At 61.8% G+C, this 13,578-nt stretch carries 11 protein-coding genes; 1 reads left to right on the top strand and 10 read right to left on the bottom strand.

Annotated features, from left to right (window positions below; translation table 11 throughout):
• Window positions 1–70 precede the first annotated feature (70 nt).
• Entirely contained in the window at window positions 71–2,386 is a 2,316-nt protein-coding gene (locus tag CAP40_RS19575) for a TonB-dependent receptor (RefSeq protein WP_086131246.1), read from the bottom strand.
• On the opposite strand from CAP40_RS19575, the gene CAP40_RS20610 reads away from it, so the two are divergent.
• Window positions 2,357–2,611, top strand: coding sequence for a hypothetical protein (locus tag CAP40_RS20610; RefSeq protein WP_086131245.1), 255 nt, complete (start codon window positions 2,357–2,359; stop codon window positions 2,609–2,611). The two genes, CAP40_RS19575 and CAP40_RS20610, sit on opposite strands and share 30 nt — an antisense overlap.
• A gap of 195 nt (window positions 2,612–2,806) precedes the next feature.
• Here the strand turns inward: CAP40_RS20610 and CAP40_RS20280 are convergent, their stop codons facing one another.
• From CAP40_RS20280 to CAP40_RS19535, 9 genes are all read right to left on the bottom strand, one after another.
• On the bottom strand, window positions 2,807–3,364 hold the full coding sequence (locus CAP40_RS20280; RefSeq protein ID WP_144034457.1) for a hypothetical protein: 558 nt from the start codon (window positions 3,362–3,364) through the stop codon (window positions 2,807–2,809).
• A 71-nt stretch (window positions 3,365–3,435) separates the two neighbouring features.
• On the bottom strand, window positions 3,436–6,669 hold the full coding sequence (locus CAP40_RS19565) for a TonB-dependent receptor domain-containing protein (RefSeq protein WP_256924397.1): 3,234 nt from the start codon (window positions 6,667–6,669) through the stop codon (window positions 3,436–3,438).
• Window positions 6,670–6,764: 95 nt separating this feature from the next.
• The gene (locus CAP40_RS19560) at window positions 6,765–7,787 is read right to left on the bottom strand and encodes a FecR domain-containing protein (RefSeq protein ID WP_144034456.1); all 1,023 of its coding nucleotides are present in this window, start codon (window positions 7,785–7,787) and stop codon (window positions 6,765–6,767) included.
• Complete coding sequence (locus CAP40_RS19555; protein WP_086131243.1) at window positions 7,768–8,352, bottom strand: RNA polymerase sigma factor; 585 nt, start codon at window positions 8,350–8,352, stop codon at window positions 7,768–7,770. Before CAP40_RS19555 ends, CAP40_RS19560 begins: the two co-directional genes overlap by 20 nt.
• A gap of 71 nt (window positions 8,353–8,423) precedes the next feature.
• A complete protein-coding gene (locus CAP40_RS20660; RefSeq protein ID WP_218822185.1) occupies window positions 8,424–8,687 on the bottom strand; it encodes a hypothetical protein in 264 nt (87 codons plus the stop codon).
• Window positions 8,688–8,697: 10 nt separating this feature from the next.
• A complete protein-coding gene (gene chrA, locus CAP40_RS19545; RefSeq protein ID WP_086131242.1) occupies window positions 8,698–10,101 on the bottom strand; it encodes a chromate efflux transporter in 1,404 nt (467 codons plus the stop codon).
• On the bottom strand, window positions 10,098–10,922 hold the full coding sequence (locus CAP40_RS19540) for a sulfurtransferase/chromate resistance protein (RefSeq protein ID WP_086131241.1): 825 nt from the start codon (window positions 10,920–10,922) through the stop codon (window positions 10,098–10,100). The genes chrA and CAP40_RS19540 overlap by 4 nt, the downstream gene beginning before the upstream one ends.
• A gap of 103 nt (window positions 10,923–11,025) precedes the next feature.
• Entirely contained in the window at window positions 11,026–11,151 is a 126-nt protein-coding gene (locus CAP40_RS20850; RefSeq protein ID WP_256924395.1) for a hypothetical protein, read from the bottom strand.
• A gap of 58 nt (window positions 11,152–11,209) precedes the next feature.
• On the bottom strand, window positions 11,210–13,516 hold the full coding sequence (locus tag CAP40_RS19535; protein ID WP_086131240.1) for a TonB-dependent siderophore receptor: 2,307 nt from the start codon (window positions 13,514–13,516) through the stop codon (window positions 11,210–11,212).
• Between the last annotated feature and the right edge of the window lie 62 nt (window positions 13,517–13,578).

Genomic DNA, 13,578 nt, shown 5'->3' with positions numbered 1-13,578 from the left:
GCTCAAGATCCTGCTCGGTATCTATGAGCCTGATAACGGCAGTGCACCGAGCAGACAGCAGCGTGTATTGTTAGAATCTCTTCCGGATTTGAAGTCGGATCGTTCGGCCCAAAGGATCGATTTCATCATGGGTATAGCCTGCGGGGACCTGGCCGTTGACGAGCGCGACGCGCCGATACCTGTTGAGCAGGTTCTGGACTGCTACCGATATCTTCCAGCCTTTGGTCAAAGGATTATGGCGCCAGCCCTTGAAGATGTTGTCCGGGCTCAGGAAAGTGGAAAGATTGAGCGTCAGCGGCGGGGTGACCCGAAACACCTGGTCCGGATTGGATCCGGGACCATCGATGCGCGCAGCGCTGTTCCAGTTTGCACTGAGCGAAGCCCCAAGACCGCGCGTTCCGACATCAAATTGCAGGCTGACCGTGTGACGCGACAGGCCACTCCCTCCCCTCAAGCGATCGATGACGGGTAATCCCGCTTTGACGAGCATGTCGCTTTTCAGATGGTAGATCTCGTTCAGTGCGAGTGTGTATTGAACGGGATCCGCACGTGGGCCGGGGATGGCCGTTGTGCTGCCACCGGCAAAGCGCAGCGCCAGGCCACCCGATAGGTCGGCGATGCGATCCCTGGCGATATTGATCGATCGCGCGTCAATCGATACGAGATTGCCGTCCGCGTCACGGGCAATGCGGTCTTTGAATGCCGCTTCGATCGCCGGCGTCAACTCTGGCAGCGGGCTCGGCATGTTTCTCGAGACCGTTTGACGATATCCGACATTGAAGGTCAGCATTCCGCTTTTCAGGGGGCGCACCATCGCCGAGACCCTCACTTCTTGGCGGCTGCCACCTTTGAGCGCCGGATTGCCTCCCGTGATTATGATGGGCTCGGCAACAACCTGTTTGGCGTAATCGAACATTCGCGTGACGGTCGTGATGATGGGCCCGTCCAACTCCGCCACCGATGGCGAGGCTTGCTGGTCATCGAACATTGCCCGGAACTGGACCGCTCGGATGGGGGACCAGGTGACACCGCTGCTAAGGCGCCATTGTGCCTTGCTTTCGCTCATCGACTGCCATCCCGCCGTCAGGTCAACGGACAGGTCTCCGATCGGAAATGGGGATTCGTTGCCGCGTCGTGCGATCGGGACAGTGAGCGCGGCCTGCAGGTTTGCCTGGTCCCGTGACCTGTCATTGGTCGATACCACATTCCCCCTGGCATCGTGCTGACGCATGTGCGTGGCGGCGCGGTTGGCATTGCCCGAGAGGCTGATCGTCAGCGGCCCCGCCGGCAATTGAACGATGCCTTTCTGGAGATCGGCGCGCGCGCTCCAGTCATCGGACACGGTTCTTGTTCTTGTCCCCCGTAGCAAATGCCGGGGCCAGGGGGCGTAGGGATTGAAGGCTGGGTCCCCGATATCCAGCAGATGCTGCACGCTTTGAGTATCGATGCCGGTCTCCAGGAGATTGTCGTTCCGGCTGATACGGTAGCTCATGCCCAGGTTGGCTTGCCATCCGGCGACCGAACCGTTCAACGTCAGAGAACCCGTCAATGATTGGGCAAGATTGTCGGCACGCAGCGCGTTGATGCCATCAAGCGGTCGTGTCAGCAGAACGTCGCGCGAGAAGGGTGACCAGGGATTACCCGCTGGCAACACCACCGATGCCATTGGAACCCCGCGCAGCGCTTCACTGCGGAGGCTATTGGCCGCGAGCGAGACCGACAGGCCGAACGGTCCGACGGGTCGCGCCATGCCGATCGCCAGGCTCACCGATCTTCGCGCGGACTGTAGCGAAGTATAGGCGTTTGGATCGAACGGGTCACTCTGCCCGGCGGTAGCGACAAAATCTGCCAGCGAAGGCGGGGTGGCAAGCGAGAGGCCTCGAAGAGCGGCGGTTGCTATCGTCGATCCGGCCGCAGCGCTGAGCGCGGGATCAATCTCACCTCCATCGGGGGCGGAGATGAAGCCTGACCGGTCATGGATCCCAGCGTCCTGCGGGATGGACCGGGCATTCTTGCGCATGCCGCCGTCACGCCCGATGTTCGCGCGAATATTCCAGCGCGTATCCCCGTCGATGATGGTGCGGGCCGGGATAAGGCCATTGCTCATCTGGCCACCGCGAAGAGGGGCGGACGTGCTGGCATCCAGATCGAGGCTGGCGAAATGTTGTTTGAGCACGAGATTGACGACGCGCCTTCCGGGGGTGGCGCCATAGCGCGCTGCCGCTTCCGGTTTGAGAATGGCCAGCCGGGTGAGGGCCTCGGGTGGATAGCCGAGAATTGAGCGATCAAAGCCAGCCGGCTTGCCGTTGATCAGCAAAACGGGTTCCTCGCCGTCGGGGCCGAGAAAGGGCCGAAGATGCAACAGCAGGTCATCGATCGAGTCCATGCCCTGGGAGGCTATCTGATCCTCGCTGAATTCGGTTTCGGCAGCGATTTGCGCATCGCCGCGCCGGGGCGCCGTGACGACAATTTCATCCTGCCCCGCCTCTTGATCATGCGCATTGCGCTGCGCCTGATCGCTCGCGCGTTCGGTCGCGACTTCACGAGCCGCTATCATGCCATCGGCGGTAGCCGGCGCCAAATTGAGCGTGAGGACAACGCCAGCAATTGATCGTCTGGACCAGCGCACATTGCAAAATCCGTTGGCGCACCCTAACGCGGCAATTCCCATCCGTGCCATCTCAGATGGAAATGGCACCGCGCCGCTTGGAACGACGCGGTGCCAGTTGGGCGGGTCTTGGTGCGGGTGCTTCAATCGGCGATCCGTCGGTCGGAGCATCCGCCTACTGCATTGAACAATCGTACCTTACGGCACGAACTGCAGGGTGCCCACGGTCATGTCGGCCGCCACTGCGCAAGCGCCGACGCTGACGGGTGCCGAAGGGTCGACATAGGCGTTCACCGTGGTGCCGGTTACATTGGTATACTCGACCACGCCCGGGTAGGTCGTGGTCCCGCTGCTACAAATGACGGTGGACGTAGGAAGATAGGTGACAACTACGTTGCTCAACGTACCGTTCGCCCAGACGCGGGCGGTGACTCCGTAAGCAGAGCAAGCAGTTGCCGAATTATCAAACGTCACATCCGCATAAGTGCCGGACGAATTTACCGACCCGTTGACAGTTGCGCCGGTGCAGGGGGTACCATTTACATATCCCGTACCGGTGCCGGAAACCGTCGTCGGCGCCGGAGTGAAGCTCTGGGCATAGGCGGGCATTGCGCTCACCCCGACAAGCACGGCGATTGTGCTGATAGAAGCCTTCAACATAATCCTTCTCCTCTTTGTGCGCGACATAAAGGTGTCGCCTCCCAGATGTTCGCAGACATTTTGTGCTTCCCCGCGAACATCATCGCTCATGTTCATAGAGCGATCCCAGAAATTCTAGTAAATATGATAGAATGACGCAGAACTTTTAACTCACTGAAGGCGAGTCGTCAGAATTTCTTCGTCATGTTAAAGCCGATTATTCTTGGATCAAGCGTAAATACATTTGCAGTCAAGCCGCTGTCATCACTATTGATGAATGCGTCCGTAATAGGAGTTTTGTTGAATAGGTTCTTAATGTAGAACTGCATCGAGAATCCGCTTTCCGGGCGATCGAGTGTTACGGAGATGTTCGCATTGTCCCAAGACCGCAAACGATCGATCGATATGTTGTACACGCGTGACCAGCTCGAGCTTTGGCGATAATAGTCACCCCTAAATGCGAGATTCCATTCGCTGATAGGCAGCACATATTGCGCGCCAAGATTAACCGTCCAGTGGGGAGAGTTTGGCAACTCATTCCCCCCAAGATCAGCGTAGAAACCTCTGCCATTGTTTGGTGCGTCGGTTGCTGGGTCGTATATAATCCCGGTAAGATTGGAGAAATAACTTCCGGCGGTGAAATTCTTGCCGACTTGCCCGCCGCAGAATGTCGAAAGATCTCCCGGGCCACTTGCATTGTTGAATGATGATCGTTTGATGATCTTCTCAACGAGCGCGCGGGGCGCAATGCAATTGGAGGCAAGTTGAATCCAGGGTTTGACGATGACCCAATCCGGATTTCCCTGCGTGCGATCCATGACGTCGACCGACTTCATGCCGTTCGCGATGCGCGTGCCGAGATATCCGACATTGGCGTTCAGGCTGATGCGTCGCGTTGGCCGCCACAGCATTTCGAGTTCGGCACCCCAGATATCGGCATTATAATTTTCGTTCAGGGCAATGCGGTCGACGATCTGGGAAACCTGATAATCCTTATATTTGTAATAGAAGGCGGTTGCGTTCAGCGTCAGCCGCCCACCGTCCAGGGCATTCTTCGTGCCGACCTCGAACGCATTGACGCTTTCGGGCCTGAAGGTTTGAGGTGCGGGAAAGAATTGCAGATAGGCCGGATTGGCCCCAATTCCCGGAGGGTTGGTGCCACCTCCCTTGTAGCCATGGGCAAAGGATGCGTAGAGCAGGGTCTCGTCCGTGAAGGCGAGGCGCGGCTTCCAATCCACGACAAGCCTTCCCGTTACGCGGCCCCATTTCTGCACGATATCCGGAGACGCCTGATATCCCTCATTGATCAGGCCAAATCCCAGAATCCCCGTTCCGAGGAGTAGCTGCGTTGGGATGGGGGTCGCCGTCTTCTTGTCATCAGTGTAGCGAAGCCCTGCCGTAACTTTCAGCCGGTCGGCGGCTTTGAAATAGATTTCGCCGAATCCCGCATAGGATTCCGTTCTGGCGATATTCTGGCTACGGAAATAATTGTGGCCGTTTCCGTTGAGAGAATTCAATGGATTCGCATCAACATAGGTGCAATCCGCTCCCCCGGTCCACCCGGTGCAATCTCTAACGACGCCGCTGGTATTCCCTGTGCCCAGAACCGTTCTGGCTATTGCGGTGAATAGATTATTGAATACGTAATAATCTTCTTTTATCTTGAAATTTAGATAGTTAACTCCAAGATTAAATTCGAGCCTTCCGTCGAATGATGATTGCAGGCGGAACTCCTGATACCATTGCTTGCTATGAGAATTGACCATGTCCGCGCCGAGGATGTTGGACGAGGCTCCCAATTGGGGATCGTCCAGGATGCCTCCGATAGAGATACCCTTGGTCGCCAACGGCCTTGTTCTGAGAGCAAACAAAACGCTCGAATCGTTGAACACGCTACCGCTATTGAATCTATTGTAATCCTGAAATGAATAGTACGAATCCTCAGAATATGAGGTGTTGGAATAGAATTTCAGATTCTTCCCCAGGCCCACCTCGATATTAAGCTGAAGGATATCGTTCTTCGCACGAAACTTGGGGTCTATGGCGGTCGCGATCTCTCGGAGATTGCGGGATTGCGTGACGCTCGCGTAAGGATCTCGCGTGTCGTCGATCAACATGACCGGAGCGGCTCCGCCCACAGCTCCGGCCTTGTACCCCAATGCGATCACGGAGGCGGCTGCGTTGATGTAGGGCAGGGAGAAGCCGTTCGGAACTCCATAAGCGCCGTCGTCATAGAGCGAGCCTGGCGAGCAACCCTGGCTTAGGGCGCCCCTGATCACGGGGGTAAGGGTCTTGCCACCCATTGAAGCCGGCCCGGGATCGGTGTGACAAAGCTGCTTGCCCGTGCGCGAGCGATCGTCGTCTTCGTAGAAATGTTCCCACGCGGCATTGATTTTGAAACTGCGGCTTGGCTGCCAGGCCGCGGTGACGCGGCTGCCCCAAAGGTTGCGGCCATTGACGCGCTGATCGGTGACGGTGTTGTAGTCATATCCGTCGCGGTTCGTCCAAGCGCCGGCGGCGCGCACGGCGAGCGTATCGGTGAGCGGCAGATTGACCATGCCGGCTGCCCGCATCGACTTGTAATTGCCCGTTTCCAGCTTGAACTCGGCGGCAAGCTTGTCGGGGTTGGCGAAATTCGGGATCATGTTGACCACGCCCGCGGTTGCGTTGCGGCCATAGAGCGTGCCTTGTGGCCCGCGCAGCACTTCGACGCGTTGCACGTCGAAATATTCCTGTTCGAACAGACGATTGCGGATCAATGGGGTGTTGTTGAAACTGACCGCCACACCAGGATCGGACGCGACTGATAACGCCTTGGTGCCGACGCCGCGGATCGAGAAATTGTAGCTCGCGAAATTCGACTTTGAGAATGAGATGTTGGGCACTGCGCGGACAAGTTCCGAGCCCCCCTCGATCTTCATTTCATCAAGCGTTTTCGAAGTGAACGCGCTCATCGCGATCGGCACGCTCTGCATCGATTCCCGGCGCTTCTGCGCGGTCACGATGATATCATTGCTGAATGTCGCCTGCTGCCCGCTTGCGGGCTCCTCGACTGACGCGGTCTGTGGCGCGGGCGCCACGGGCTGCGCTTTTGGGGCGGCAGATGCCGCGCCTCCCGCCCGGATGATGAAGGAGCCTGTCCGGCCCGGTTGCAGTTCGGCGAAAAGATTCGTTCCCGCGAGCAGTTCGCGCAGGCCCTCTTCCACCGATTTGGTTCCGCGTACGGCATTGGTGCGCTTGCCGCGCACGAGCCTGCCGTCGGCCATGATCTGGATACCGGCCTGTTTCGCAAAGGCGGGAATGCTTTGCTCGGCTACCCCTGCCGAAAGATCGAATGATCGTGTTTGTGCTGCAACCGGACTGCTCGCCACGATGGCGGCAATTGCCGCGCTGCAATAAAATGCCGACGATATACCTTTCACCCGCTACCCCTCCCCCAAATTGGGAAGCGTGCATTGCGCTCCCCTATATAGAGATGCTTGGGCGAAGAGTTTCCGACCCTCCCGTCCAAAGAGATTTATTTCTGATTTGTATCTATTCTAATGACTTCCCGGCCGAATTGAGCGCGGGCATTGAACAATGACGCTACGGAATGCGCGAAATTTTCGGGCTCATTGACCTTGAAGTATCCAACGATCGGCGAACGCCCCAATTCCCTGTCACCGACGATAATTTTACGTCGATTGTACCGATTGAGCTCCTCGACCGCGTAATCGAGCGTCTCGCCGTTGAGGGCTAGGTCGCCATTACGCCATGCCAATGTACGGTCGATCTCGCTATCGGCTCGCACTGCCACGGCGTTCTGAGCGATATTGACGTTGCTTCCTTTCGCATCTGCGACAAAGGCGCGTTCGCCTTGCGCGATACGTGAGGGTGTCGCGGATTGATCGTCGCGCCACGCCTCGACGACGCCCTCCGTTACCAGAATATCCACCCCACCATCGGTCCGGCGCACCGAAAAGGCCGTTCCGACCGCCCTTATGCTGACGTCGCCGGCCCTGACCACGAACGGTCGCGCGCGGTCATGCGCGACCTCGAACCAGGCTTCGCCATCGTCCAGCGAAATGTTGCGCATATTCTTCGACATCGCGACGGTGATGCGGCTGGCCGTATTGACGGTTGCAACGGATCCGTCGGCGAGGGGTGTTCGCTTGACCTCGCCCAATTGGGTTACGATCTTCTCGGTGCGCGGCAGCGCCAGAAAGCTCGTTATCCCGACCGCGACCAGCGCAGCCATCCCGCTGCCAACCAGCTTTCGGCGCGACAGCCAATGTGCCTGCTCGATACCCTCTCCGAATTCGGGCTCCGAATCCGGCACATATCCCGACGCATGTGGTACTTCGTTGAAGCTCAGCCCAGCGAGCGCACGACCGCGATCGAGAAAGGCCAGCGCGGCATCTGCGCGCAACAACGCACCGGCACGCCGCTCGTCGCCTGCAAGCCACGTTTCGAACGCGCGTTGTTCCGGCTCGGACAGCGGACCATTCTCACGGCGAATGGCCCAATCCGCCGCTTCGCTGTCATTCGAAGCCGACGTCACGCAGTTTCCTTTCGATACGCTGTCTTGCGGGGCTGGCGGGCTCACGATTGCCGCCCGCGATGGCCTTCAGGATCAATCTCAATCCGCGGGCCGAGAGCTTTTCGACGATATGCTCCGAGACGCCCATCCGAGCAGCAATCTCTCGCTGCGGCACACCTTGGACCCGCCGCATCTCGAAAATCTCCCGGCAGGGCGAGGGCAGGGACGCGATCATCTGATGGACGCGCTCAAGATCGATCCTTGCTGCCGTATGGCGTTCGGGTCCCGGATCGTCGTCAGCGAGCGTCAGCACATCATAATCGGAGAGACTGTCGATCCGCACGATCCGCTCGCGCCGCACGCGCAACAGCATCATCGAGCGCGCCACGGTGAAGAGATAGCCACGCCCATTGCGAATATGGGCCACACTATCGAGGTGCGAGATTCTCAAATATGCGTCCTGCATGATATCGTCGATCTCATGTTCGGGCACGCCGACCGAGCGCAGCTTGTCGCGTACGGCGCTTTCGTGCGGAACGACATTCCCCGCAACCCAGGCCACCAGTTCGGCGCGATCCTGCCCCACGATCCGCAGCCCCTCCCTTTTATCTTCTTAAAACTATAGATGCTTGGGCGCGGAATTTCCGACCCCCGGATTTACGAAAATGAAGTTGAAGCCGAACCGTTCGGCATAGCAGGATATGCAGAACCGGCTTTTGAGCCCGGCAGCCACTGCGACATGGCCTCGATTGCCGCCGCCAGCGCCGCGCCGGGCCTGGTGGGCGGGCCGAGGCTGGAGAAATAGATCTCGTGCAGGATCATCGAGTTCCACGCGATCAATTCCTCGCGCTTCAGCCCGTTCAGCACGATGCCCGCGCCGATGCCGCCCGCCATCAGGGTGCGTCGATTGAGTTCCGTCATGTCCAGCTCTTCAGCCCAGAAATCCAGCGAAGTGCAGCGCCACGCCCAGGCACGCGGTGATGGCCAGCGTGACGATCACGCCGGTGCGCAGCAGAAAGATTGCGAGGATCGCACCCGCCGAGAGCGCCAGCGCCCAGGGGTCGAGGCTGGCGGGCACCGGTGCGGCGAAGCGGATCGGCCCGAGGTCGACGGGCAGGGTCTGGCGGAACAGCGTGTGGATCGCGAACCAGATGGCAAGGTTGAGCACCACGCCCACCACCGCGGCGGTGATCGCCGAGAGCGCGCCCGAGACCGCCGCGTTGCCGCGCAGCCGCTCGATGTACGGCGCGCCGAGGAATATCCACAGGAAGCAGGGCACGAACGTCACCCAGGTCGCCAGCAAGCCGCCAAGCGTGCCCGCGAGCAGTGGCGCGAGCAGGCCCGGCTCGCGATAGGCGCCGAGGAAGCCGACGAACTGGAGCACCATGATCAACGGCCCCGGCGTGGTCTCGGCCATGCCGAGCCCGTCGAGCATCTCGCCGGGCGTGAGCCAGCGATATTGCTCGACCGCCTGCTGGGCGACATAGGCGAGCACCGCATAGGCGCCACCGAACGTCGCCACCGCCATCTTCGAAAAGAAGACCGCGATGCTGGAGAAGACATTGGTCGGCCCGAGCAGCAGCACGAGCGCGGCAACCGGCACCAGCCACAGCGCGAGGCAGGTCAGCACCGCGCGTGCGGTTTGCCGCCACGATGCATGGGCGTGGGCAGGCAGCTCCTCGCCGAGCAGCGTGTCGGCATCGGCGACGATCGTGCCGCCCTTCGGCCCGCCATGCCCGCCGCCCTTGAACGCGCTCGATCCGCTGCGGCCGGACCACCAGCCGATCAGGCCGGCGGCCAGGATGATCAGCGGAAAGGGCATGCCCAGGAAGAAGATCAGCACGAAGGCGGCAGCCGCCAGCAGGCGCGATGCGGTGCTGCGCAGCGCCCGGCCGCCGATCCGCACCACGGCCTGGAGCACCACCGCCAGCACCGCCGCCTTCAAGCCGAAGAACAGCGCCGAGACGAAGCCGAGCTTGCCGTAGAGGACATAGATCCAGCTCAGCGCCATGATCGAGACCATGCCGGGCAGCACGAACAGCGTGCCGGCGATCACGCCGCCTTTCGTCTTGTGGAGCAGCCAGCCGATATAGGTGGCGAGCTGCTGCGCCTCGGGGCCGGGCAGCAGCATGCAATAATTGAGGGCGTGGAGGAATCGTTGCTCGCCGATCCAGCGTTTCTCGTCGACCAGGATGCGGTGCATCACCGCGATCTGGCCGGCCGGCCCGCCAAAGGAGAGCGCGGCGATCCGCAGCCAGACCCAGAAGGCTTCGCCGAGCGATACGGGAGCGGGGCGGGCGGGGGCCGCGGCCCCCGCAAGGACCGCGGCGCTCACGCCTGCACCTGTCGCGGCTTGTGCGAGGTCCAGTCGTGCGTCTCGGATCGCGCGTCGCGGCACCAGCGATAGAGCGCGTCGTAGATCGCCATGCCGACCTCCAGCTGCTCCAGATCGTCGGCATGGACGCGGGAGAGCCCCAGCGAAATGGCGAGGAGGCCGGCGGCTTCGGGCACGATCTCCGGATGCGCCGTATCGGCTCCGCGCACGATCCGCGCCAGATAGTCGAGCGCGGGCATGCCGCCCAGGCCGAAGGTCTCGACCATCAGGTCGAAGGTGCAATGGTCGCCGCGATGGCTCCAGAACACCTCGTCATGCGCCACGTCGAAGGGGGCGGCATCGAACCGGCGGGCTGCCTCCAGCACATCGTTGGGCGGCACGAACAGGAAGCGGGCGCGCGGATCGACGAAGCGGCGGATCAGCCAGGGGCAGGCGATGCGATCGACCTTGGGCCGGGCACGCGTCACCCAGACGGTGCGTCCCTCGGCATCGCGCTTGGGCAGGCGAACCGTCGAGAGGAGAGGCTGGCCGGCATCCGCCCAGGCGGCGAACCCGCCTTCGAGCACTTCGGCCTCGATCGACGCGCTGCGCAACCAGGCGGCGAGACCCGGCGCCGCCCGCGCGCCGTCCTGGTCGATGACCACGACCGGCCGGCCGGCGAAGTCGGCGGACCAGCGCGGGAAGTCGTCGGCAGGCAAAGGCAGCGAGGCGGGAACCAGACCGGTTCCGCGATCCTCGCGAATGTCGATGAGCGCCGGAGCGGCGGCAGTGCCGATCAGGCGGGACAGTTTGTCAGCGGATATGCTGTTGAATGCAGGCATGATGCGTCCTTCATCGAAAACCAGGACGCGATGCTTTGGCTGACGCCTCATGGGGAGATCGCATTCCCCATGGCCTCAAAATGGGCGCGGCGGCCGGCCTCTGTCAAGCGGCGGCTCGTTGCCGGAACAGCGCGCGGCGAACCCCATCGGTCTGCGCTTCGGCCGCGCGGGCGGCCAATGCCGCGACCGAAACGGCAAGCAGCAACATCGCGATGGCGATGACGGCCAAAGCCGGGTGTGGCGGAAGCTGGTCGCGGCCCGCCCGCGATCAGCTCACTGCACGCGGCTCACCAGCGGAAACGCAACGAGCCGACCACGGTCCGCCCCGCGCCGAAATAGCAGCTGTTGCTGAAGGGGCAGGCGGTCACATAGTTTTTGTCGAACAGGTTCGACGCGTTGAGCGCGAGCGAGAAGCCCTTGAGCGCCGGCAGTGCCCTGGCCAGATCATAGCCCAGCACGGCATCGACCAAAGTGAAGCTTCCGGTCGTGAAGCGCTGGAACGTCGTCACGCCGTTGATCACCTTGTAGGTCGTGGTGCCGTCCGAGCCGCCGACATATCGAACGCCGATCCCCGCGCTCAATCCGCCCAGAGGACCGGTGCTGCGTGCGCCCTTGCCGAAATCATAGGACAGGAAGGTCGAGGCGGTCCATTCGGGCGTGCCGAGCTGGCGGGTTCCGGTGGTGGTCGGCGTGCCGCTGCTGGTCGCGGTCGGGGCCACCGCGGGGGCGCCCTGGGTGAGGATCGCATCGGTATAGGCAGCGGCGACCACCAGGTCGAAGCCCGGCGCCACTTCGCCGCGGCCCTCGAACTCGATACCGCGCACCCGCACTTCGCCGATCTGGATCTGCGCGGTCGTGGGGATTCCCCCGGTGCCCGCGCGCGGATCTCCCACCGGCACCTTCTGGCGGCGCAGGTCATAGGCCGAGACCGTGAAGAGCGCATTGGTGCCGCGCGGCTGATATTTGACGCCTACCTCATATTGGCGCCCGGTGACCGGGTCGAACGGAACGCCGTCCCAGGTGGTGCCCGTCTGCGGCTCGAACGATTCCGAATAGCTGACATAGGGCGAGACGCCGAGCGGCAGCTCGTACAGCGCACCGAGCCGGCCGGTGAACGCGGTCTGGCCGAAGGGAGTCATCGCATTGTTGCGCTTGTTGAGCGTGGTCTGGTCGTACCAGTCGTACCGCCCGCTCGCGATGAGCTGGAGCCGTCCGATCGCGATCTGGTCCTGCAGATACACGCCGACCTGGTCGCGCTTGCTGTAGCTGTTGGTATAGGCGCTCGAGAGCCTGGTAAGGTCGAAACTGGGCAGCGTGCCGCCATAGACCGGGCGATACAGGCTGAGATTGGGGATGCTGGTGAGCGGATTGCTCGACACGCCGGTGTTGAACTGCTGGAGATTCTCGCCCGCGATATGCTGATAGTCGATGCCGGCCAGCACATTGTGCCTGAGCGGGCCGGTCTCGAACTTCGCGTTGAGGCTGTTGTCGAGCGTCAGCGTGTCGAAATTCTCGTCCGCGCCGCCGCCGCCGCGGATGATGGTGGCATAGTCGGTGTTGCGGTTCGCGCCGGTTCCGGTGGTCGCGAAGCCCGCCACGTAGATCTGGCGATAGCTCAGCCAGTTGTTCTGGAAGCGCGCGCTCGACCGGAAGGAGAGATGCGCGTTGAAATCGTGGCGGAACAGCGCTTCGATCGACTTGGCCCGGTGATCGTAACGCTCATAGCCGGGATCGCCGGTATTGATATCGCGCGGCAACCGGCCGTTGGGGTTGGCCAGCACCGAGCCATAGGCCGGGACGCCGGAATAGCCGCCGCCGCTGGGCGAGCGCTGATAGGAAGCGACCAGCGTCAGGCTGGTCGCATCGTCGGGCGCGAAGGTCAGCATCGGGCTGACGTGATAGCGTTCGGAGAAGGTTCCCCGGGTGAACCCGTCTCCCTTCTGCCAGCCGCCGACGATGCGCGCACGCCACTTGCCGTCGGCATCGAGGGGCTGGTTGATATCCGCCACCGCGCGGATCGTGTCGTAGTTGCCGAGCTGCAGCTCGAAGCGGCCGGCGGCGACGGGCTCGGGCAGCTTGCTCGTCAGGTTGACCAGCCCGCCCGGCGTCGAGTTGCCGTACAGCACCGATGCAGGGCCCTTCACGACGTCGATATGGTCGACGCGATTGAAGTCGATCTGTGGCATCGAATAGGGGCCGGCGAGCAGCCGCATGCCGTCGAGGTAAACCCCGGGAGCGAAGCCGCGCAGGATGAGCTGGTCGTAGCGGGTGACGGTGCCGCCGCGCTGGTTGGCGGCGACGCCGGCGACATAGCCGAGCGCCTGGTTGATCGACAGCGCATTGCGGCGGGCAAGTTCGTCATTGTCGAGCACCGTGATGGTCTGCGGCGTCTCCATCAACGGCGTGTCGGTCTTCGTGCCGGAGCCCGCCTGCTTCCCGCGCAGGCCCGTCACCACGATCGCGGAATCCTGTGCCTTGTCCTCTTCCGGTTCGTCCTTGGCATGCGCCAGCGCGGGGAGCAGCGCGAGCGCCGGGATCAATGCCGAATGCGCGATGAAGTCCCGGAAATGCGGGCGACGGAAAGCAGTGGTCACGGAACCCCCTTTATTATTGCTAACGATTCGCAATTGCTGCTAGGGGCGTTCCGCGGCTGACG

The sequence above is a fragment of the Sphingomonas sp. IBVSS2 genome, assembly GCF_002127225.1.
In the GTDB taxonomy this organism is placed as follows: Bacteria; Pseudomonadota; Alphaproteobacteria; order Sphingomonadales; family Sphingomonadaceae; genus Sphingomonas.
Note: the sequence above shows the minus strand (reverse complement) of the source record. Positions and strands in the feature narration are given on the sequence as shown.

What these genes read in the sequence shown, in the direction of transcription:
- CAP40_RS19540 (WP_086131241.1), bottom strand. Translation starts at nt 10,922, where the DNA reads ATGCCTGCATTCAACAGCATATCCGCTGACAAACTGTCCCGCCTGATC.
- CAP40_RS20280 (WP_144034457.1), bottom strand. Translation starts at nt 3,364, where the DNA reads ATGAACATGAGCGATGATGTTCGCGGGGAAGCACAAAATGTCTGCGAA.
- CAP40_RS19575 (WP_086131246.1), bottom strand. Translation starts at nt 2,386, where the DNA reads ATGGACTCGATCGATGACCTGCTGTTGCATCTTCGGCCCTTTCTCGGC.
- CAP40_RS20610 (WP_086131245.1), top strand. Translation starts at nt 2,357, where the DNA reads ATGCAACAGCAGGTCATCGATCGAGTCCATGCCCTGGGAGGCTATCTG.
- CAP40_RS20660 (WP_218822185.1), bottom strand. Translation starts at nt 8,687, where the DNA reads ATGACGGAACTCAATCGACGCACCCTGATGGCGGGCGGCATCGGCGCG.